The organism is Streptomyces sp. Ru73 (genome assembly GCF_002920575.1).
Lineage (GTDB): Bacteria > Actinomycetota > Actinomycetes > Streptomycetales > Streptomycetaceae > Streptomyces.
The window spans coordinates 1-20374 of the sequence record NZ_PQSQ01000032.1 but is presented as its reverse complement, the minus strand read 5'-3'; the positions used below and the strand labels follow the sequence as shown (position 1 = coordinate 20374).

Genomic DNA, 20374 nt, shown 5'->3' with positions numbered 1-20374 from the left:
CAACGATCTAGCGACGTTCCGTGCTTTACGTGCCCGGGTCGCCGGCCGGGGTGAGGGACTCGTCCAGGAAGTCGCGTACGTGTCCCAGTACGTCCGGCCGGCTCAGGCCGGGCAGGCCGACGACGAGGTGGGTGCCGAAGCCGTCGAGGAGGGCGCGGGTGCGGGTGGCGAAGCGTTCGGCGTCGACGGCGCGGAGTTCGCCTTTGGAGGCGCCTTCGACGAGGAGGGCGACGAGGTCGCGGTGCCAGGCGAGTTCGAGGTCGAGCTGGCGTTCGCGGGTGGGGTCGTCGGCGTTCTGGGAGCGGTTCCAGACCTCCAGCCAGAGGGTCCAGCGGGGGTCGCGGTGGCCTTGGGGGAGGTAGAGGTCGACGAGGGCGTCGATGCGGTCGCGGGTGGGGACGCGGCGGGCCAGCTCGGCGCGGCGTTGCGCGCCGAGCTGTTCCTCGCTCCACTGGAGGGTCTGGAGGAGCAGTTCGTCCTTGGTGCCGAAGTAGTAGAGGATGTGGCCGCTGCTCATGCCGACCTCGCGGCCGAGTCCGGCCATGGTGAGCCGGTCCAGGCCCTCTTCGGCGATGGTGGTCATGGCCGCGGCGAGCACCTGTTCGCGGGGCTGGCTGAGCCGCCGCCGGGGGCGGCGTGCGGGACCGGGCACGGTGACCTCCTGGACCGGCTGACCGGTGGTCCGGTCAGATCTTGGGCTGCTGCTGGGTGATGCAGTGGATGCCGCCACCCGCAGCGAAGATCGTACGGGCGTCGACGAGGGTGACCGTACGGTCGGGGAAGAGGCGGCGGAAGATGCCGGCGGCGTGCTCGTCGCGGGGGTCGTCGAAGGCGCAGAGGACGACGCCGCCGTTGCAGAGGTAGTGGTTGATGTAGGAGTAGTCGACGTACTCGCCGTCCTCCTCGATGACGGTGGGCGCGGGGACCTCGACGACCTCCAGTGTCCGGCCCTTGGCGTCGGTGGCGGTCTGCAGGAGCTTGACGATCTCGGTGCAGACGGCGTGGTCGGGGTGGGCCGGGTCGGGCTGGGTGTGGACGACGACGGTGCCGGGGCGGGCGAAGGCGGCGACGATGTCGACGTGGCCGCGGGTGCCGAACTGGCCGTAGTCGGCGGTGAGTCCGCGGGGCAGCCAGATGGCCTTGGTGGTGCCGAGGTGGGCGTGGATCTCGGCTTCGACCTCTTCGCGGGTGCGGCCGGGGTTGCGGTCGGGGTCGAGCTGGACGGTCTCGGTGAGGAGGACGGTGCCTTCGCCGTCGGTGTGGAGGCCGCCGCCTTCGTTGACGAGGGGTGTGGTGTAGCGGCGGGCGCCGGCGAGGTCGGCGACCTCCGCGCCGATCTTGGCGTCGTGTTCCCAGGTGGCCCAGTCCTGGGCACCCCAGCCGTTGAACACCCAGTCGGTGGCGGCGAGTTGGCCGTTGCCGGTGAGGAAGGTGGGGCCGATGTCGCGCATCCAGGCGTCGTCGAGGTCGCGTTCGACGATGTCGATGTCCGGGCCGAGGAGGCCGCGGGCGTTCGCGGTCTGGCCGGGTCCCGCGACGACGGTGACGGGTTCGAAGCGGCGTACGGCGCGGGCCACGCGGGCCCAGGCGACGCGGGCTTCGGAGAGGGTGGTGCCGCCTTCCTCGCCGAAGGTGAAGTTGGCGCCGGGCCAGGCCATCCAGGTGCGCTCGTGCGGTGCCCACTCGGGGGGCATGGCGAAGCCGTCGGCGGCGGGGGTGGCACCGGTGGAGGGCAGGGGCTGCGTCGTCATGGGCTGCGTCCTTGCAGGTGGGAAGGGGGGCCGCCCGGGGCAGGGACGAGGCCCCGGGCGGAGTGGCGGGGGCCGGCGGGGTACGGGGGTACGCCCGCCGGCGGGCCGCCGCCGCGGCCGGTGGGAGGCGGCGGGGCGGGGGGCGGCTCAGAGAAGGCGCTCAGAGGAAGTAGAGCCGGGAGAGGGAGACGTAGTCGGCGGGGTCGGAGCGCATGGGGGTGCCGTCGAGGGTGACGAGGCCGGTGTCGCCGTTGACCTGGACGTGGCCGACACGGTCGTTGCGCAGCAGGTCGCGGGGGCCGATGCCGCGGGTGCCGCGGACGGCGACGCGGCGGCGCCGGGTGGGCAGTGAGTCGAACGCCTTGCCGGGGTTGCCGGCCGCGGCGGCGGCGCCGCTGACGAAGGCGACGGACAGGTCGGCCGCGGTGGCGCCGTGGCCGCCGAACAGCGGGCCGAGGACGAGGGGTTCGCAGGTGTCGGTGGCGGCGTTGGGGTCGCCGGTGACGCCCCAGGCGGGGAAGCCAGACTTGAGGACCATCTGCGGCTTGGCGCCGAAGTAGCGGGGCTGCCAGAGCGCGATGTCGGCCATCTTGCCGACTTCGAGGGAGCCGATCTCGTGGGAGAGGCCGTGGGCGATGGCGGGGTTGATGGTGAGCTTGGCCATGTAGCGGAGGACGCGGGCGTTGTCGTCGTGTGCGCCGTCGCCCTCCAGGGGGCCGAGTTCGGCCTTCATCTTGCCGGCCATGGCGAAGGTGCGGCGTACGGTCTCGCCGGCGCGGCCCATGCCCTGTGCGTCGGAGGAGGTGATGCCGATGGCGCCCAGGTCGTGCAGGACGTCCTCGGCGCCCATGGTGCCGGCGCGTATGCGGTCGCGGGCCATGGCGGCGTCGCCGGGCAGGTCGGTCTTGAGGTCGTGGACGGAGACGATCATGCCGTAGTGCTCGGCGACGGCGTCCCGGCCGAAGGGCAGGGTGGGGTTGGTGGAGGAGCCGATGACGTTCTCCACGCCCGCCATCTTCAGGACGTTGGGTACGTGGCCGCCGCCGCAGCCCTCGATGTGGAAGGCGTGGATGGTGCGGCCGTCGAGGACGGAGAGGGTGTCCTCGACGGAGAGGCACTCGTTGAGGCCGTCGCTGTGCAGGGCGACCTGGACGTCGTGTTCCTCGGCGACGCGCAGGGCGGTGTCCAGGGCGCGGGTGTGGGCGCCCATGTCCTCGTGGACCTTGAAGCCGGAGGCGCCGCCCTCGGTGAGGGCCTCGACGAGCGGGGCCGGGTCGGAGGAGGAGCCGCGGGCGAGGAAGCCGATGTTGACGGGCCAGGCGTCGAAGGAGTTGAAGGCGTGCCGCAGGGCCCAGGGCGAGTTGACGCCGACGCCCCAGACGGGGCCGAACTCCTGGCCGATGATGGTGGTGACGCCGGAGGCGAGCGAGGCTTCCATGATGCGGGGCGAGAGCAGGTGGACGTGGGTGTCCACGGCGCCCGCTGTGGCGATGAGGCCCTCGCCGGAGACGATCGAGGTGCCGGTGCCGACGACGACGTCGACGCCGTCCATGGTGTCGGGGTTGCCGGCGCGTCCGATGCCGCTGATGCGGCCTTCGCGGATGCCGATGGAGACCTTGCGGATGCCCTGCACGGCGTCGATGACCAGCACGTTGCTGATGACGACGTCGCAGGTGTCGCGGACGGCGGCGGCCTTGAGGTGGAGTCCGTCGCGCGCGGTCTTGCCGAAGCCGGCGAGGAATTCGTCGCCGGGCCGCTGGGCGTCGGACTCGACGCGTACGACGAGTCCGGTGTCGCCCAGGACGACGCGGTCGCCGGCCCGGGGGCCGTGCACGGATACGTACTCGCGGGGGTCGATGGTGGTCATGCCCGCTCCTCCTCTTCGGTGCTCGCCCCGAGGTAGCCGCAGGCGGCGGCCCGCCGCAGCGCTTCTTCCTTCGCGCCCGGTGCGTCCAGCGGGCCGTCCACCAGTCCGGCGAAGCCGATGGCGATGCGGTCGCCGCCGATCGGTACGAGGCCGACCTCCTCCTCGGCGCCCGGGCCGAAGCGCTGGGAGGAGCCGGCGGGGACGTTGAGCCGCATGCCGTAGGCGGCGGCGCGGTCGAAGTCGAGCCGGGGGTTGGCCTCGAAGAAGTGGAAGTGGGAGGTGACGCTGACGGGGACGGTCGCGGTGTTGCGTACGCGGAGGGTCAGCGCGGGTTCGGGGGCGGCGTCGGCCGGGCCGGGCAGGACGGCGCCCGGTGCCGCGTCGCCCAGCGAGCCCCCGGCGATGGGGTCGCTGACGACCGCGAGCCGGGAGCCGTCGTCGAAGACCGCCTCCACGTGGACCTCGGTCACCACGTCGGCGACGCCGGGCAGCACGTCGTCCGGGCCGAGGACGGCGCGGGCCGCCTCGATCGCGTCGGCCAGCCGGCCGCCGTCCCTGGCCGTCTCGCAGACCGTGTCCGCGATCAGCGCGGTCGCCTCGGGGACGTTCAGCTTCAGGCCGCGTGCCCTGCGTGCTCTCGCCAGTTCGGCGGCGCCGAAGAGCAGCAGCCGGTCGCGCTCGGTCGGGGTCAGCCGCATGCCACCACACCTCCTGATCGATTAGAGCGTCACTCTAACCACAGTATCGAGGGATGGGAAAGGGTTGACCGGGCACAGGGGCATGGGTCACATTGAGCGCCGCTCAAAAAACCGGAACGCTCCGCCCCGGGAGCGGCACCCCCCGACAGTTGTCCGGCCTCTCAGAGGAGTCCTCTCATGCCGATCGAACAACGCGGAGTCGACACGATCCCCGACGAGGAACGCACCAGCAGCCCGCGCGACCTCGTGTCCATCCTGCTCGGCTCCAACCTCGCCCTGGGCGTGGTCATCTTCGGCTGGCTGCCGGTCTCCTTCGGGCTCGGCTTCTGGGCGTCGGTGACCTCCCTGACCGCCGGCACCCTGGTCGGCACGCTGCTCACCGCGCCGCTCGCGCTGGTCTCGCTGCGTACCGGCACCAACCTCTCCACCAGCAGCGGAGCGCACTTCGGCGTACGCGGCCGGCTGGTCGGCTCGGTGATCGGCCTGCTGCTCTCGCTCGGCTACACCGCGCTCACCCTCTGGGTCGGCGGGGACGCCGTCGTCGGCACCCTCGCCCGGCTCGTCGGCCTCCCCGACGGCGGCGCGAGCTATGCGGCCGTCTACGCCCTGCTCGCCGTCTGCACGGCGGCCGGCGCGGTCTACGGCTACAAGCTGCTGCTCCGCCTCTCCCGCGTCCTCGCGCTCGGCATGACCGCGATCCTGCTCGTCGGCCTGTTCGCCTACGCGCCGCACTTCAGCACCGCCGCCGTGCACGGCAGCACGTACCTGCTCGGCGGCTTCTGGCCCACCTGGCTGCTCGCGGTGGTCTCGGCCGGGCTGAGCGGCCCGATCGCCTTCATCACCCTGCTCGGCGACTACACCCGGTACATCTCCCCGCGCCGGCACGGCTCCCGGAAGGTCTTCCTCGCCACCTGCCTCGGGCTGGTCGCCGGCCTGCTGGTCCCCCAGCTCTTCGGCACCTTCACCGCGCTCGCGGTCGGCGCGGGCGGCGACTACGCCGGGCCGCTCGTCGCGGGCGCGCCCTTCTGGTTCCTGGCCCCGCTCTTCCTCGCCGCCTCGGCCGGCTCGGTCGGCAACGCGGGGCTGATGCTGTACTCGATGGGCCTGGACCTGGACGCGATCCTGCCGCGCGCCACCCGTACCCAGGCCACGTACGTGGTCGCCGCCGTCGCCACGTTCTTCGTCTACCTCGGCCACTTCGCGTGGGACGCGCAGGACGCGATGACCTCCTTCGTCCTGCTGCTCACCGCGGTCGGCACGCCCTGGGCGGTGATCACCGTCATGGGCTTCGCGCGCTGCCGCGGGGTGTACGACTCCGAGGCGCTGCAGGTCTACAACCGCCGCGCGCGGGGCGGCCGGTACTGGTACACCGCGGGCTGGAACGTGCCCGCGACGGCGGCGTGGGCGACCGGCTCGGTGGTCGGCCTGGCCGCCGTCGACACCCCGCTCTACACCGGGCCGCTCGTCCCGTACACCGGCGGCATCGACGTCTCGTTCCTGCTGTCGGCGCTGGTCACGGCCGCGCTGTACGCGGTGCTCACGCGCAGCGGGGCGCCGGTCGCTGCGGCCGTCGCGCCGGTGGAGGAGGCGCCTGCCGAGGTGCCCTAGGCGGCGGTCGGTACGGCGACGGGCCGCCCGGACGCGCGGTGGACGCGTCCGGGCGGCCCGTTGCCGTATGCGGGGCCGGGGGTGGCGCCTCAGCCCAGGGGGTGCATCCAGCCGTGGGTGTCCGCCGCGGTGCCGCGCTGGATGTCCAGCAGCGCCTCGCGGAGCTTCATGGTGACCTCGCCGGGCTCGCCGCCGCTCTGCTGCCACTCGGCGCCGGTGCGCTTCACCGTGCCGACGGGCGTGATGACCGCGGCGGTGCCGCAGGCGAAGACCTCGGTGAGGGTGCCGTTCTCGGTGTCGGCCTGCCACTGGTCGATGGAGACGCGGGCCTCCTCCGACTCGTAGCCCAGGTCACGGGCGACGGTGAGGAGCGAGTCGCGGGTGACGCCCGCGAGGAGCGAGCCGGTGAGCGTCGGGGTGACGATCTTCGGCCGGCCGTCCGTGCCGCCGTTCCCGTACACGAAGTACAGGTTCATGCCGCCCAGCTCCTCGACCCACTTGTGCTCGACGGCGTCGAGGTAGGCCACCTGGTCGCAGCCCTTCTCGGCGGCCTCGGCCTGGGCGAGCAGGGACGCGGCGTAGTTTCCGCCGGTCTTGGCGTCGCCCATGCCGCCGGGGACGGCGCGCACCCGGTCCTCGGACAGCCAGATGGAGACGGGCTTGACGCCGCCGGGGAAGTAGGCGCCGGCGGGCGAGGCGATCACGACGAACAGGTACTCGTTGGCGGGCTTCACGCCGAGGCCGACCTCGGCGGCGAACATGAAGGGGCGCAGGTAGAGCGACTCCTCGCCGCCGTGCGCCGGGACCCAGTCCTTGTCCTGCTCGACCAGCGCGTCGCAGGCGGCGATGAACGTCTCGACGGGCAGCTCGGGCATGCCGAGGCGGTGCGCGGAGCGCTGGAAGCGCTGGGCGTTGGCGTCGGGGCGGAAGGTGGCCACGGAGCCGTCGGGCCGGCGGTACGCCTTCAGCCCCTCGAAGATCGTCTGGGCGTAGTGCAGGGTCATGTTCGCCGGGTCGATCGAGAGCGGCGCGTAGGGGACGAGCTGCGCGTCGTGCCAGCCGCGGCCCTCGGTCCACCGGATCGTCACCATGTGGTCGGTGAAGTGCCGGCCGAAACCGGGGCTGGCCAGGATCTTCTCCCGCTCCGCTGCGGACAGCGGGTTCGCGGAGGGCTTGAGCTCGATCGTGGGCGTCGTCATGAGTGCGTGTCCTTCACCGGTGTGGTTGTGGCGGCCGCGCTCACGACGTCCTGTCGGTACGTGGACGTCCGAGCTCCCTCCCGTGCGCGGTCCCGTGTCCGATTATCGCGCGTCTGGGACCGCGGAGAGGAAGGAGGTGACGTATCGCTCGAGCGCGACCTGTGGTCGATGGTCGCACCCAACCGCCGAGTAGCCCAGCGGCCGGGTGCCTGAGAGGCTCGCCGCTGGGCTACGGGCAGGAACAGCTTCAGCTGTCGTGTCGGTGCAGCGGCGTCAGCCCGCTACTCGTCCGGCGAGCGCGTCGCCGATCTCGTCGGTGGTGCGGGCGGTGCCGTCGCGGCCTTCGAGGTCGGCGGCGACGGCCTCCTCGATGCGGACGGCCTCGGCGTCGTAACCGAGGTGCCGCAGGAGGAGCGCGACGGAGAGGATCGTCGCGGTCGGGTCGGCCTTCCCGGTGCCCGCGATGTCCGGGGCCGAGCCGTGGACCGGCTCGAACATGGACGGGAAGTCACCCGTGGGGTTGATGTTGCCGGAGGCGGCCAGGCCGATGCCGCCGGTCACGGCGGCGGCGAGGTCGGTGAGGATGTCACCGAAGAGGTTGTCGGTGACGATGACGTCGAAGCGCTCCGGCTGCGTGACGAAGAAGATCGTCGCGGCGTCGACGTGCAGGTAGTCGGTGGTGACCTCGGGGTACTCCTCGCCGACCTTGTCGAAGATGTTCTTCCACATGTGGCCGGCGTGGACCAGGACGTTGTTCTTGTGGACCAGCGTCAGCTTCTTGCGCGGGCGGGCCTGGGCGCGCTCGTAGGCGTCCCGGACGACCCGCTCGACGCCGTACGCCGTGTTCAGGCTGACCTCGGTGGCGACCTCGTGCGGGGTGCCGGTGCGCAGGCTGCCGCCGTTGCCCGTGTAGGGGCCCTCGGTGCCCTCGCGGACGACGATGAAGTCGATGTCGGGGCGGCCGGCCAGCGGGGTGCTGGTGTTCGGGAACAGCTTCGACGGGCGCAGGTTCACGAAGTGGTCGAACGCGAAGCGGAGCTTCAGCAGCAGGCCGCGCTCCAGGACGCCGGAGGGCACGGACGGGTCGCCGATCGCGCCGAGCAGGATGGCGTCGTGCTGCTTGAGCGACTCCATCTCCGCGTCCGGCAGGGTCTCGCCGGTCGCGTGCCATCGCTTGGCGCCCAGGTCGTACTCCTGGGTTTCCAGCTTCACGTCCTGCGGGAGGACGGCGGAGAGGACCTTGAGGCCCTGGGCCACGACTTCCTGGCCGATACCGTCACCGGGGATCACTGCGAGGCGAATGCTGCGAGACATGCCTGGACCCTACTCTTCGTCCCGAGGGATGACACCCAGTGTCCGGCATACGGACAGGTGGGGAGCCGTACAGCCGGTATTCACCCGGCTGTCGCCCTTCGGCCGCCCGGCGATGACACGTTCCCACCATGGCTTCACCTGAGACCCCCGCCTCGCCCGACCTTCCCCGCTTCGGCATCCCCGAGCGGCTCGCCGCCCGTATGTCCATGGCCGAGCAGCACGAGTACCTGCGCACCAAGCTGTCCCGGCGCGGACTGCTGCGCACCTCGGCGGCCGGTGCGGGCATCGTCGCGGGCAGCGGCCTGCTCGGCTCCACCACCGCGTGCGCGTCGCCGCGCTCCACGACCCTGCTCTCCGCGCCGGCCACCGCGACGGTGGACGGCTCGCTGGTGGCGCCGTTCGGCCGGCACCTGCAGTTCGGTGCCGACCCCAAGACGCAGATGCGGGTCTCCTGGCAGGTGCCGTTCGCGGTGAAGCGGCCGTACGTCCGGGTGGGCCTGAAGCCGTGGGACCTGAGCCGGAAGATCGAGGCCGAGGTGCGCGACCTGCACACCCCCGCGCTCACGAAGAAGCTGCCGGCCGTCGACCAGTACTACCTGCACGCCGCGCTGGACGGCCTCAAGCCCGGCACGACGTACTACTACGGCGTCGGCCACGACGGCTTCGACCCGGCCGACGCGCGCCACTTCTCCACCGTCGGCACCTTCCGCACCGCGCCGGCCCGGCCGGAGAAGTTCGTCTTCACCGCCTTCGGCGACCAGGGCGTCAGCTACGACGCGCTCGCCAACGACCAGCTGATCCTCGGCCAGAACCCCTCCTTCCACCTGCACGCGGGCGACATCTGCTACGCCGACCCGGACGGCCAGGGCTCGACGGAGGACACCTACGACGCGCGGGTGTGGGACCAGTTCCTGGCGCAGACCGAGACGGTCGCCAAGTCCGTGCCGTGGATGGTGACGACCGGCAACCACGACATGGAGGCCTGGTACTCCCCCGACGGCTACGGCGGCCAGCTGGCCCGCTGGTCGCTGCCGGAGAACGGCCCGGACCCCAAGCACGCGCCGGGCGTGTACTCCTTCACCTACGGCAACGTCGGCGTGGTCGCGCTGGACGCCAACGACGTCAGCTACGAGATCACCGCGAACACCGGCTACACCAACGGCAAGCAGACCCGCTGGCTGGACCGCCGCCTCGGCGAGCTGCGCGGCCGGAGCGACATCGACTTCCTCGTGGTCTTCTTCCACCACTGCGCGTTCTCCACCACCGTCTCGCACGCCTCGGACGGCGGCGTCCGGGACGCCTGGCTGCCGCTCTTCGAGAAGCACGGCGTGGACCTGGTCATCAACGGCCACAACCACATCTACGAGCGCACCGACGCGCTCAAGGGCACCGACGTCTCCCGCAAGGTGCCGGTCGGCGGCAGCGTCGACTCGGCGCGCGAGGGCATCGTGTACGTCACGGCGGGCGGCGCGGGCAAGGCGCTGTACAAGTTCCCCGTGCCGGACAGCTACGAGGGGCACGTGAAGGACCTGGACGAGGTCGAGACGTACCACTGGGTCAAGGGCGGCGGGAAGAACACCGACAAGGTCGCGTGGTCGCGGGTGCGCTACACCGGCTTCTCGTTCCTCGCGGTGGAGGTCGAGACCGGCCACCGGCCGCGGATGAAGGTCACCGCGCTGGCCGAGACGGGCGAGCGGATCGACCACTTCGAGGTGACGCGGTCCGCCGCCGCCCCGGCGAAGGGCTGACCGCGGCGCTCAGCCGTTCGGCAGGATCACGGCCCGGCCGTTGATCTCGCCCCGGTGCAGCCGCTCGTAGGCCAGCGGCGCGTCGTCGATGCCGTACGTCTCGACGTGCACGTCGACGGCGCCGGCCCGGGCCAGTGCCAGGACCTCGGCCAGTTCGGCGCGGCTGCCCCAGTACGGCGCCGCCACCGACACCTCGTACGCGGAGGTGCCGAAGCCGACCGGCAGCGCGCCGCCGCCGAGGCCGACGATCGTCACGTCGGCCTCGACCGCCGCGACCGCGCCCGCGGTGGTGACGGTGGGCGGCGCGCCGACGAAGTCCAGGACGAGCTGGGCGCCGAGGCCGCCGGTCAGCTCGCGTACCGTCGCCGCGGCGCCGGCGTCGGAGAGCACCGTCTCGTGCGCGCCGACCTCGCGGGCCAGGGCCAGCTTGGCCTCGCTGACGTCGAGCGCGATCACCCGGGCCGGGCTCAGCGCGCGCAGCAGCTGGATGGCGACGTGGCCGAGGCCGCCGGTGCCGATGACGACGGCGGTGGAGCCGGGCACCAGCTTGGGCAGCGAGCGCTTGACGGCGTGGTACGGGGTCAGCCCGGCATCGGTGAGCGGCACGGCCTGCACGGGGTCCAGGCCGCCGAGCGGCAGCAGGTGGCGGGCGTCGTCGACGAGCAGGTACTCGGCGAGCGCGCCGGGGGCGCCCAGGCCGGGCGGGCGGATGCCCAGTTCGGGGGCGCGCAGGCAGTAGTTCTCCTTGCCCTCGGCGCACTTGGCGCAGGCACCGCAGCCCCACGGGCCGTAGACGGCGACCTGGTCGCCCTCGGTGACGGCGGTGACGCCCTCGCCGAGGGCCGCGACCGTGCCGGCGCCCTCGTGGCCGAGGGTGAGGGGCAGCGGGAAGGGCAGCTGGTCGGCCGTCCACTGCATGACCGAGAAGTCGGAGTGGCACACCCCGGCGGCGGTCACCTTCAGCAGGACCTGGCCCGGCCCCGGTTGGGGGACGGGCACCTCGACCACTTCGGGCGCGGTGCCCACGGCGCGGTACTGGACGGCCTTCATCGTGGCCTTCATGACGAACCTCCTCGTTCGGCGAGGAGCGCAGCGAACGCCTGGTCGACCAGGCGGGGCAGCGCCCCCGTGTCCCCGCCGCGCACCCAGGCGGTCTGCGCGGCGATCAGTGCTCCGGCGCCCGCGCCCACCAGCACGGCGGGGCGCAGATCGGTGTCCGGGTCGGTGCCGAGCCGGTCGGCGACGATGCGGACGGAGTCCTCCTGGGCGTCCACGCGGGTGTGCTGGAGCGCGGCGAAGAGCGCCGGCTCCTGTTCGGCGAGGCGCAGCAGGTCGAACACGCGGGGGCGGCGGTGCCAGGCGGGGGTGACCGGGTCGACGAGCCAGTCCCGTACGGCCCGGTGGTAGGCGGTCAGCGGCGGTTCGGCGGCCGGGCGGGCGCGCAGGGCGCGGTTGATCCGGTCGCCGTCGGCGCGGAGGCAGTCCACGACGGCGCTCTCCTTGCCGGTGAAGTGGCGGCTGAACGTGCGGCGGGTGACGTCGGCGCGCGCGGCGATCTCCTCGACGGTGACGGCGGCGAGGCCGCGGTCGAGTGCGAGGGAGAGCGCGGCGGCGGCGAGCCGGTCCCGGGTCCGGCGTGCGGCTTGCACCCTCCGGTCCGTTTCGGGCGCTTCGTCACTCATATCTGCACTGTACGCCCACACGTGTCCCCATGGGACAGATGTCCCACCGGGACGCGCCGAAATGGGTGTGAACCATGCGACACGGCACTCCGCACGGAACGGTGAATCCGCTGGTCACAGGCTTGCGGGCGGCGCACGGAGCAGTGAGCCGTCTCAGATAGTAGGAAGCCCAAGTAATTGTGCAGACATCACGGTCCTACTGTCCTAGCTTTGTAGGAGCCGAACGTCTCGCTGCATCCAGCGATGGCGGCTCCTGGCCGGCGCGCACGCACAGGCGACCCCTGGCGCGACCTGGCCCCGCCCGCTCCGGCGTCGCATTCCGCCTTCTTGGCATCTCGGGGATCGATCTGACGATCTAAGGAGAGACGTGGACATGGCCGACACCGCTGCCCCCGCCCGCAGGATCCGTCACCGCGTGCGCACGTCCGGCGAGAACGACCGCAGGAACGCCGCCGCCGCGCTCCAGCGCGCCCTTGACCGCCGCGACAACGGCGGCGCCACCGGGCACTGAGCATGAGACCGCCCCCGTCCCGCAGCCTGTGCTGCGGGACGGGGGCGGAGTCCGTGCGGCCCGTGGGCCGCGGCTGCCCGGGGTGTCAGCCCATGTGCGGGTAGCGGTAGTCGGTCGGGGCGACCATCGTCTCCTTGATGGAGCGCGGCGACATCCAGCGCAGCAGGTTGAACTTCGAACCCGCCTTGTCGTTGGTGCCCGAGGCACGGCCGCCGCCGAAGGGCTGCTGGCCGACGATGGAGCCGGTCGGGCGGTCGTTGACGTAGAAGTTGCCGGCCGCGAAGCGCAGCTTCTCCGACACCTGCGCGACGACCTCGCGGTCCTTGGCGATCACGGCGCCGGTCAGCGCGTACGCCGAGGCCGACTCCATCTGCTCGACCGTGGCGTCGAAGTCGGCGTCCTCGTAGACGTGGACGGCGATGATCGGGCCGAAGTACTCGGTCTTGAAGACCTCGTTCTCCGGGTCGGAGCAGACGATGACGGTCGGGCGGACGAAGTAGCCCACCGAGTCGTCGTACGTGCCGCCCGCGACGATCTCGCAGGCCGGGTCCTCCTTGGCGCGGTCGATGGCGGCCTTGCTCTTGGCGAAGGACCGGTCGTCGATGACGGCGCCGATGAAGTTGGACAGGTCGGTGACGTCACCCATGGTCAGCGACTCGACCTCGGCGACCAGGTCGTCCTTGAAGCCGTTCTCCCAGGTGGAGCGGGCGATGTAGGCACGCGAGGCGGCCGAGCACTTCTGGCCCTGGTACTCGAACGCGCCACGGGTGATCGCGGTCTTCAGGATCGCCGGGTCGGCGGTGGGGTGCGCGACGATGAAGTCCTTGCCGCCGGTCTCGCCGACCAGACGCGGGTAGGAGCGGTACTTCTCGATGTTCTGGCCGACCTCCTTCCACAGGTACTGGAAGGTCTTGGTCGAGCCGGTGAAGTGCACGCCGGCCAGCTCCGGGTGCGGCAGCGCGACCTCGGAGACCTCCTTGCCGTCACCGGTGACCAGGTTGATCACGCCCTTGGGCAGCCCGGCCTCCTCCAGCAGCTGCATCAGCAGCACGGCGGAGTGGGTCTGGGTCGGCGACGGCTTCCATACCACCACGTTGCCCATCAGGGCCGGCGCTGTGGGCAGGTTGCCGGCGATCGCGGTGAAGTTGAACGGCGTGATCGCGTAGACGAAGCCCTCCAGCGGGCGGTGGTCCAACCGGTTCCACACGCCGTTGGGCTGCACCAGCGGCTGCTCCTGCAGCAGCTCACGCGCGAAGTGCACGTTGAAGCGCCAGAAGTCCACCAGCTCACAGGGCGCGTCGATCTCGGCCTGCTGCGCGGTCTTGGACTGGCCCAGCATCGTCGAGGCGGCGATCGTCTCGCGCCACGGGCCGGACAGCAGGTCGGCGGCCTTCAGCAGGATCGCCGCACGGTCGTCGAAGGACATCGCACGCCAGGCCGGGGCCGCGGCCAGCGCCGCGTCGATGGCCTCCTGCGCGTCGGCCTTGGTGGCGTTCGCGTACGTACCCAGCACGGCCTTGTGGTTGTGCGGCTGGACGACGTCGAAGCGCTCACCGCCGCCCATCCGCTTCTCCCCGTTGATGGTCATGGGGAGGTCGATGGGGTTCTCGGCGAGCTCCTTGAGCTTCGCCTCCAGGCGGGCGCGCTCCGGGGAGCCGGGGGCGTAGCCGTGCACCGGCTCGTTGTACGGGGCGGGGACGTGGGTCACAGCGTCCATGGCGGCCGTGTCTCCTTCTGTCGGGTGCGGGTGCGGAGTTCGTGGGTCCGGGCCGGTCCGGTACGGGGCCGGCCCGGGGGGGCTCAGCCGCGGGTGAGCAGCGAGCGGAGGAAGAACGCGAGGTTCGCGGGACGCTCGGCGAGCCGGCGCATGAAGTAGCCGTACCAGTCGGTGCCGTAGGCGACGTAGACGCGCATGCGGTGGCCCTCGGCGGCGAGCCGCCGGTACTCGCCCTCGCGGATGCCGTAGAGCATCTGGAACTCGTAGTCCTCGTTCTTCCTCCCGGCGCGGAAGGCGAGGTCCTGGGCGATGGCGACCATGCGCGGATCGTGCGACCCGACCATGGGGTAGCCCTCGCCCTCCATCAGGATCTTCAGGCAGCGGACGTAGGCCTTGTCGACCTCGGCCTTGTCCTGGTACGCGACGGTGGCGGGCTCCTTGTACGCGCCCTTCACCAGGCGCACCCGCGAGCCTTCCCCGGACAGCGCGCGGCAGTCGTCCTCGGTGCGGAAGAGGTAGGACTGCAGCACGGCGCCGGTCTGCGGGAAGCGCTCGCGCAGCTCGCCGAGGACGGCGAGGGTGGAGTCCACGGTGGTGTGGTCCTCCATGTCCAGGGTAACGGTCGTGCCGATCGCGGCGGCGGCCTCGACGACCGGGGTGACGTTCTTCAGCGCCAGGTCGTGGCCGCCGGGCAGGGCCTGCCCGAAGGCGGAGAGCTTCACCGACATCTCGGCGCGCGGACCCAGGCCCAGCGGCTTCAGGCCCTCGACCAGCTCCAGGTAGGCGTCGCGGTTGCGGAGCGCCTGGGCGGGGTCGGTGATGTCCTCGCCCAGCACGTCCAGGGTGACCTCCAGACCGGACTCGGTCAGGGAGCGGACGGCGGGCACGGTGTCGCCCAGCGTCTCGCCCGCGATGAAGCGGTCGACGACGGGGCGGGTGACCGGCGCGGCCGAGACGAGACGGCGCATCTTGTCGCTGCGTGCAGCGGCGAGGATCACGGGACCCAGCACGGGGCACCTCCACGGTTCACGGATGACGTATGCCGAGCGTGCGAGGCGCGCCGGCAGGACGAGCCACCAGAAACGTAAGTTTCACGGTACGTCGGTAGCCATCGACAGCTGTCACGCCTTCGTGTCCGGGATCTCAGACAGATGTATGAGAATGTGCAGTGACAGCTGACGCAGAGGTGACCGGAGAGGAGCCAGGCGGGGCATGCCAGGGGACTACGAGCAGCTGGTGGACGAGATCTCGGCGGCACTCGGCGCGCCCGCGACGCTGGAGGACCGCGACTTCCGGCTGATCGCGTTCGGCGCGCACGAGGGCGACGACGACTCGATGATGGACCCCGTGCGGACCCGGTCGATCCTGCAGCGCCGGTCCACGGCCGCCGTCCGCGCCTGGTTCGAGGGGTTCGGCATCGCCCGCGCCACGTCCGCGCTGCGCATCCCGCCGGACCCGGCGGCCGGGGTCTTCAAGGGCCGCATCTGCCTGCCCGTACGCCACCGCGGCATCGTGCACGGGTACGTCTGGCTGCTGGACGACGGGCACCTCAGCAACCTGGAGCTGGGCGGCCGCGGCACGCCACCGGACCCGCGTATCGAGCAGGCAATGGAGACCGCGGCACGGATCGGCGCACTGCTCGCCGCCGAGGCCCGGGCCGGCGCCGAACTGGGCGACCTGCTGCGGGAGTTGCTGCTCAGCGGGACTGCGGAACGGTCGGCGGCCGCGGCGGCGCTGCGCGGCGCGCTGCGGCCCGGCGCGGCCGAGGCGTCGCTCGCCGTGGTGGCCCTGACGCCCTGGGACACCTCCGACACCGACGCGGCACCGCTGCCCGGCCTGCCCGGGCTGCTCGCCGCGAGCGCGATGCCGGCGCTCCCGGCCGGCGCCGCGGGCACCGGGGAGCGCCCCGGCGGCCCGCCCGGCGCGGGCAGCCGGCCGGGCGCCACCGGGCACACCCTCGCGGCCCTCGTGCGCCTGCGGACGGCCGGCGGGCTCGCGCCCGCGCACTCGGCGGCCGAGCACCTGCTGCGGTCCCCGCGGGCCGGCGGCCGGGGCGCCGCCGGGATCGGGGCCGCCCGCGAGGAGCTGGCCGACCTGCCCGGCGCCTGGCGCGAGGCGCTGGCCGCTGCGCGCGCCGCGCACGCCGAGCCGCGGCTGGGCCCGGTCGCGCAGTGGGACGCCATCGGCGCGTACCGGCTGCTGACCGGCCTGCCGGCCGGCTCCTCCGACGAAACGATTCGTCCGCTGCTCTCCCCCGCGCACGCCGAACTCGCCCGCACCGCCGAGGCGTTCCTGGACTGCGCGGGCCAGGCCAGCCGTACGGCCCAGTCGCTCGGCATCCACCGGCAGACGCTCTACTACCGCCTGGGCCGGGTCGAGAAGCTCACCGGCCTGGACCTGGACGAGGGCGCCGACCGGCTGCTGCTGCACATGGCACTCAAGTCGGCCCGGCTGTAGCGCACTTGCCGCGTGGGGCACGGGGCCCGTGCCCCTGCACGTCGGCGATGGGGCACACGGGCCCGCTCCCCCGTGCGTCGGCGCCGGACCGGGGCACACGGCCCGCTCCGCCGCGCCCCCGTTCCGTAACACCGGGAAACACCCGTGTCATCGCGCGAGTGGGTGCAGGTAACACACGGTTTCTAGGGTCCCCGCCATGGACACAGGGCTGTACCCCGGGGCCGACACCGCGCCGGCCGCGCCGCACACCGGCCGGCCGGCCACCGACCACGCGGCGAAGGAGACGCTGGAGGACTACACCCTCCGCTTCGCACCGCGCAGTTACCGCCGCTGGACGCCGATGGTCGTGGCGACCACCGCGCTGGGCGGCATCGCCTACCTCGCCGACTTCTCCATCGGCGCGGGCATCGGCCTCGCCCACGGCACCGGGAACGCGCTGGCCGCGATCCTGGTCGCCGCCGCGGTCATCTTCGTGACCGGCTTCCCGCTCGCGTACTACGGCGCCCGCTACAACATCGACCTGGACCTGATCACCCGCGGCTCCGGCTTCGGCTACTACGGCTCGGTCCTGACCAGCGTCATCTTCGCCAGCTTCACCTTCATCTTCTTCGCCACCGAGGGCTCGATCATGGCGCAGGGGCTGAAGCTCGGCCTCGGCCTGCCGCTCTGGCTGGGCTACCTGGTCTCCACCCTCCTGGTGATCCCGCTGGTCGTGTACGGCATGAAGGCGCTCAGCAAGCTCCAGGTGTGGACGACGCCCGTCTGGCTGCTGCTGATGATCGGCCCGCTGGTCTACCTCGTCGCCACCGACCCCGGCACCGTGAAGGACTTCCTGGCCTACCCGGGCACGTCCGGCGACGGCGGCATGGACACCGCCTCCGTACTGCTGGGCGCGGGCGTCTGCCTGTCGCTGATCGCGCAGATCGGCGAGCAGATCGACTACCTGCGCTTCATGCCGCCGAAGACGCGGGCCAACCGGCGCACCTGGTGGACAGCGGTCGTCATGGCGGGGCCCGGCTGGGTGGTGCTCGGCGCGCTGAAGCAGGCCGTCGGGATCTTCCTCGCCGTCTACGCGCTCGCCGAGGTCGCCCCGGCGTCCGCCGCCGAGCCGATCCAGCAGTTCAAGGGCGCCTTCGAGGCGATGCTGCCGCCGTGGCTGGTGGTGCCGCTGGCCGTCGTACTGGTCGTCATCAGCCAGATCAAGATCAACGTCACCAACGCCTACTCCGGCTCGCTGGCCTGGACGAACTCCGTCACCCGGGTCACCCGCCGGTACCCCGGCCGGATGGTCTTCGTCCTGGCCAACCTCGGCATCGCGCTGGTCCTGATGGAAGCCGACATGTTCAGCTTCCTCAACGCCGTCCTCGGCTTCTACTCGAACTGCGCCATCGCCTGGATCGTCACCGTCGCCACCGACATCATGGTCAACAAGTACCTGCTGAAGCTCTCCCCGCACGCGCCCGAATTCCGCCGCGGCATGCTGTACGCGGTCAACCCCGTCGGCGTCGTGGCCTTCACCGCCGCCTCCGGCCTGTCGATCGCGATGTACTTCCACGCCCTCGGCGACACCCTCCAGCCGTACTCCCCGGTCGCCGCCGCGGTCCTCGCCTTCGTCCTCACCCCCCTGATGGCCGTGGTCACCAGGGGCCGCTACTACCTGCGGCGGACCGACGACGGCATCGCCGAACCGCTGCTGGACGCGGACGGCAACCCCAGCGCCGTCACCTACGCCTGCCACGTCTGCCGGCAGGAGTTCGAACGCCCCGACGTGGCCGCCTGCCGGGCGCACGACGCGGTGATCTGCTCACTGTGCCTGAGCACCGACCGGACCGGCGCGCACGTCCTGCCCGCCGCGCCCGGAGCGGCCTGACCCGCGCACATAGGGAAGCGACGCCTGCCCGTGCCGAGCAGGGCAGGCGTCGCATGCGGTGCGGTGAGCGGAGGACCGCCCGTGGGTCACCAGGTGGGCCCCGCGTCCTCCTCGCCGGTCTCCTTGGTCCCCTTCATTCCCTTGCGGCCGGTCCGGCCCGTCGGTCCCGTACGGCCCGTGCCGTCGTCGAACTCCAGCTGCTCGCGGCGGACTTCGGTCGACACCTCCTGCTGCTCGGTGACCCGGTCGGTCTCCAGGCGCACCCGCTCGTAAGGCACCGTCTCCTTGCGGATCACGGGCTCCTCACGGTGCAGGGTGATGTCGTACTCGCCGTCCTCCAGCTGCGCCGGCTTGCCGCGGCTGCGCCGGGCCTCCTCCTCGGTGATGGGCTCGCGGGTGATGCGGACCTCCTCGTGGCTGACCGGCACGGTCCGGCTCACGTTCTCGGTCACCACGTGCTTGCGCAGATGGGCGTGGCCGCTCTCGTGCTCCTCGACACCGAACTGGGCCCGCTCCTCCGAGAGCGTCATCTCGGGGTTCTGCTCCTTGCGCGAGTGCCGGTCGTCCGTGGGGCCGCCGCGCGACATCGCCATCTGCCCGGCGCCCGCGCCGGCCATCGGCCGGTCGGCCTCGGGGCGGGTGTGGTGCCCGGCCATCCCGGCGGCACCAGCGGTGCCCATGCCGCCCGCGGCCGCCGCCGTGCCCGTACCTCCGGCCTGCCCCGTGCCCGTGTCACGGCCCATGCCGCCCCGGCCCGATCGGGTCAGACCGTAGTGCCGGTACAGACGCTCCTCCTCCGACGGATCCAGGTGACCGTCGGCGTCCATGCGCGGAGCGTCCTTGATCTGGTCCTTGGTGTGCGGCACACGGAGCGCGTCGTCCTTGCGCGTACAGCCGGCCAGCGGGACGAAGGTCTCCTTCGTACCGAACAGCCCGGTGCGCACGGTGATCCACTCCGGCTCATTGGTGGCGTCGTCCCGGTAGACCTGCTGGACAGTGCCGACCTTGGTGCCGTCGGCGTCGATCACAGTCAGCCCGGCCAGGTCATGAGGGGTGTCACCCAGAGGTGCATTCATGGCGTCTCTCCTTTCGCGCGCGCCTGCAGGAGAGGCACGCACCACTCCCATTGCGCACCTCCTGGAGCCGCGCAGCGAGTCGGGAGCACGGAGGACGGGCGCCGGCTACCGGTCCGTACCGGCGCCGAAGCCGCTCGTGAGGGCGGAGCGCGGCACCGGCCGGCGCGGTGCCGCGTCCCCGTGCACTACTCCATTCGGGTGAACACCCCCCTGGCTCAGCTTCCGCTGCCGTACGGGCGCGTGATCAGTTCCATGTAGTGGCCGTCCGGGTCGGCGAAGTACACGCCGCGGCCGCCGTCATTCCGGTTGATCTCACCGGGGCGCGTGCGGTGCGGGTCGGCCCAGTAGGTGAGGCCCTTCTCCTTGATCCGCTCGAAGCTGCGGGTGAACTCGTCCTCACCCACCAGGAACGCGTAGTGCTGCGGGGTGATCTCGCCGTCGTCCTGCGCGAAGTCGAGGGTGACGCCGTTGTCCACCGCCACGGGGAGAAACGGACCGAACTCCGGCTGCACCTGGAGCCCGAGAATGTCCGCCAGGAACTCCGCCGACCGCTTCCGGTCGCTGGCGTGGATGATCGTGTGGTTCAGCTCAACTGCCATGGCACACCTCCCGTTTGATGCCTCGAATCCTAGGAGGGGCGGGGGCGGGGGGATATCGTCCGTAGGTCTTACGTCGGGGGGCGGGGAGCTCAGGGGTGGGGTGGGGGTGGGGTGGGGGGTGCTTGGGGGTGGGATTGGGGGGCTCGGCCCCCCGTTCCCTGGCAGGGCCCCTCCCTCTCCCCAACCAGTGGCGAAGGCCCCTCCCCCACCTCCACCGCACTCCCCCGAACCTAGCCCGCCCCCGCCGTCCCCCGCGCCCCCTGTGGACAACCCCCGG

General features: G+C 72.1%; 17 protein-coding genes. 5 read left to right on the top strand and 12 right to left on the bottom strand.

Going from position 1 to position 20374, the window contains the following annotated elements; translation table 11 throughout:
• Positions 1-25: 25 nt before the first annotated feature.
• From C3486_RS16350 to ureA, 4 genes are all read right to left on the bottom strand, one after another.
• The gene (locus C3486_RS16350) at positions 26-652 is read right to left on the bottom strand and encodes a TetR/AcrR family transcriptional regulator (protein WP_103833446.1); all 627 of its coding nucleotides are present in this window, start codon (positions 650-652) and stop codon (positions 26-28) included.
• 34 nt (positions 653-686) lie between these two features.
• Positions 687-1751 carry an agmatine/peptidylarginine deiminase gene (locus C3486_RS16345; RefSeq protein WP_103833445.1) on the bottom strand — a complete coding sequence of 355 codons (1065 nt, stop codon included), beginning with the start codon at positions 1749-1751 and terminating at the stop codon, positions 687-689.
• Between the two features lie 160 nt (positions 1752-1911).
• Entirely contained in the window at positions 1912-3618 is a 1707-nt protein-coding gene (locus C3486_RS16340; RefSeq protein ID WP_181138574.1) for an urease subunit alpha, read from the bottom strand.
• On the bottom strand, positions 3615-4316 hold the full coding sequence (gene ureA / locus C3486_RS16335) for an urease subunit gamma (RefSeq protein WP_103833444.1): 702 nt from the start codon (positions 4314-4316) through the stop codon (positions 3615-3617). The genes C3486_RS16340 and ureA overlap by 4 nt, the downstream gene beginning before the upstream one ends.
• A gap of 177 nt (positions 4317-4493) precedes the next feature.
• Between ureA and C3486_RS16330 the strand changes: the two genes are divergently transcribed.
• Positions 4494-5924, top strand: coding sequence for a cytosine permease (locus C3486_RS16330; RefSeq protein WP_103833443.1), 1431 nt, complete (start codon positions 4494-4496; stop codon positions 5922-5924).
• A gap of 89 nt (positions 5925-6013) precedes the next feature.
• Here C3486_RS16330 and C3486_RS16325 read toward each other — a convergent pair whose 3' ends face one another.
• Together C3486_RS16325 and C3486_RS16320 are read right to left on the bottom strand one after the other, a co-directional pair.
• On the bottom strand, positions 6014-7123 hold the full coding sequence (locus C3486_RS16325) for a branched-chain amino acid aminotransferase (RefSeq protein WP_103833442.1): 1110 nt from the start codon (positions 7121-7123) through the stop codon (positions 6014-6016).
• A gap of 273 nt (positions 7124-7396) precedes the next feature.
• Positions 7397-8437, bottom strand: coding sequence for a 3-isopropylmalate dehydrogenase (locus C3486_RS16320; protein ID WP_103833441.1), 1041 nt, complete (start codon positions 8435-8437; stop codon positions 7397-7399).
• Between the two features lie 128 nt (positions 8438-8565).
• Here C3486_RS16320 and C3486_RS16315 point away from each other — a divergent pair, with 128 nt between their 5' ends.
• On the top strand, positions 8566-10185 hold the full coding sequence (locus tag C3486_RS16315) for a metallophosphoesterase family protein (RefSeq protein WP_181138573.1): 1620 nt from the start codon (positions 8566-8568) through the stop codon (positions 10183-10185).
• Positions 10186-10194: 9 nt separating this feature from the next.
• Here the strand turns inward: C3486_RS16315 and C3486_RS16310 are convergent, their stop codons facing one another.
• Positions 10195-11235, bottom strand: coding sequence for an NAD(P)-dependent alcohol dehydrogenase (locus tag C3486_RS16310; RefSeq protein WP_103833483.1), 1041 nt, complete (start codon positions 11233-11235; stop codon positions 10195-10197).
• Positions 11236-11243: 8 nt separating this feature from the next.
• Entirely contained in the window at positions 11244-11867 is a 624-nt protein-coding gene (locus tag C3486_RS16305) for a TetR/AcrR family transcriptional regulator (protein WP_103833440.1), read from the bottom strand.
• A 373-nt stretch (positions 11868-12240) separates the two neighbouring features.
• Between C3486_RS16305 and C3486_RS37295 the strand changes: the two genes are divergently transcribed.
• Positions 12241-12378 carry a hypothetical protein gene (locus tag C3486_RS37295; RefSeq protein WP_181138572.1) on the top strand — a complete coding sequence of 46 codons (138 nt, stop codon included), beginning with the start codon at positions 12241-12243 and terminating at the stop codon, positions 12376-12378.
• A gap of 85 nt (positions 12379-12463) precedes the next feature.
• Here the strand turns inward: C3486_RS37295 and pruA are convergent, their stop codons facing one another.
• Both pruA and C3486_RS16295 read right to left on the bottom strand, forming a co-directional pair.
• Entirely contained in the window at positions 12464-14095 is a 1632-nt protein-coding gene (gene pruA, locus C3486_RS16300; protein WP_103833439.1) for an L-glutamate gamma-semialdehyde dehydrogenase, read from the bottom strand.
• Positions 14096-14178: 83 nt separating this feature from the next.
• Positions 14179-15105 (bottom strand): proline dehydrogenase family protein, encoded by a 927-nt coding sequence (locus C3486_RS16295; RefSeq protein ID WP_103833438.1) that lies wholly within the window; start codon positions 15103-15105, stop codon positions 14179-14181.
• A gap of 202 nt (positions 15106-15307) precedes the next feature.
• On the opposite strand from C3486_RS16295, the gene C3486_RS16290 reads away from it, so the two are divergent.
• Entirely contained in the window at positions 15308-16552 is a 1245-nt protein-coding gene (locus C3486_RS16290) for a helix-turn-helix domain-containing protein (protein WP_103833437.1), read from the top strand.
• Between the two features lie 196 nt (positions 16553-16748).
• Positions 16749-18422 (top strand): cytosine permease, encoded by a 1674-nt coding sequence (locus C3486_RS16285; RefSeq protein WP_258052813.1) that lies wholly within the window; start codon positions 16749-16751, stop codon positions 18420-18422.
• An 86-nt stretch (positions 18423-18508) separates the two neighbouring features.
• Here the strand turns inward: C3486_RS16285 and C3486_RS16280 are convergent, their stop codons facing one another.
• Together C3486_RS16280 and C3486_RS16275 are read right to left on the bottom strand one after the other, a co-directional pair.
• Positions 18509-19498 carry a PRC and DUF2382 domain-containing protein gene (locus C3486_RS16280; RefSeq protein ID WP_103833436.1) on the bottom strand — a complete coding sequence of 330 codons (990 nt, stop codon included), beginning with the start codon at positions 19496-19498 and terminating at the stop codon, positions 18509-18511.
• A 215-nt stretch (positions 19499-19713) separates the two neighbouring features.
• Positions 19714-20097 carry a VOC family protein gene (locus C3486_RS16275; protein WP_103833435.1) on the bottom strand — a complete coding sequence of 128 codons (384 nt, stop codon included), beginning with the start codon at positions 20095-20097 and terminating at the stop codon, positions 19714-19716.
• Between the last annotated feature and the right edge of the window lie 277 nt (positions 20098-20374).

Excerpts from the sequence above, each read along its gene's own strand:
- C3486_RS16345 (WP_103833445.1), bottom strand. The coding sequence starts at position 1,751 with ATGACGACGCAGCCCCTGCCCTCCACCGGTGCCACCCCCGCCGCCGAC.
- C3486_RS16340 (WP_181138574.1), bottom strand. The coding sequence starts at position 3,618 with ATGACCACCATCGACCCCCGCGAGTACGTATCCGTGCACGGCCCCCGG.
- ureA (WP_103833444.1), bottom strand. The coding sequence starts at position 4,316 with ATGCGGCTGACCCCGACCGAGCGCGACCGGCTGCTGCTCTTCGGCGCC.
- C3486_RS16330 (WP_103833443.1), top strand. The coding sequence starts at position 4,494 with ATGCCGATCGAACAACGCGGAGTCGACACGATCCCCGACGAGGAACGC.
- C3486_RS16325 (WP_103833442.1), bottom strand. The coding sequence starts at position 7,123 with ATGACGACGCCCACGATCGAGCTCAAGCCCTCCGCGAACCCGCTGTCC.
- C3486_RS16320 (WP_103833441.1), bottom strand. The coding sequence starts at position 8,437 with ATGTCTCGCAGCATTCGCCTCGCAGTGATCCCCGGTGACGGTATCGGC.
- C3486_RS16315 (WP_181138573.1), top strand. The coding sequence starts at position 8,566 with ATGGCTTCACCTGAGACCCCCGCCTCGCCCGACCTTCCCCGCTTCGGC.
- C3486_RS16310 (WP_103833483.1), bottom strand. The coding sequence starts at position 11,235 with ATGAAGGCCGTCCAGTACCGCGCCGTGGGCACCGCGCCCGAAGTGGTC.
- C3486_RS16305 (WP_103833440.1), bottom strand. The coding sequence starts at position 11,867 with ATGAGTGACGAAGCGCCCGAAACGGACCGGAGGGTGCAAGCCGCACGC.
- C3486_RS37295 (WP_181138572.1), top strand. The coding sequence starts at position 12,241 with ATGGCCGACACCGCTGCCCCCGCCCGCAGGATCCGTCACCGCGTGCGC.
- pruA (WP_103833439.1), bottom strand. The coding sequence starts at position 14,095 with ATGGACGCTGTGACCCACGTCCCCGCCCCGTACAACGAGCCGGTGCAC.
- C3486_RS16290 (WP_103833437.1), top strand. The coding sequence starts at position 15,308 with ATGCCAGGGGACTACGAGCAGCTGGTGGACGAGATCTCGGCGGCACTC.
- C3486_RS16285 (WP_258052813.1), top strand. The coding sequence starts at position 16,749 with ATGGACACAGGGCTGTACCCCGGGGCCGACACCGCGCCGGCCGCGCCG.
- C3486_RS16280 (WP_103833436.1), bottom strand. The coding sequence starts at position 19,498 with ATGAATGCACCTCTGGGTGACACCCCTCATGACCTGGCCGGGCTGACT.
- C3486_RS16275 (WP_103833435.1), bottom strand. The coding sequence starts at position 20,097 with ATGGCAGTTGAGCTGAACCACACGATCATCCACGCCAGCGACCGGAAG.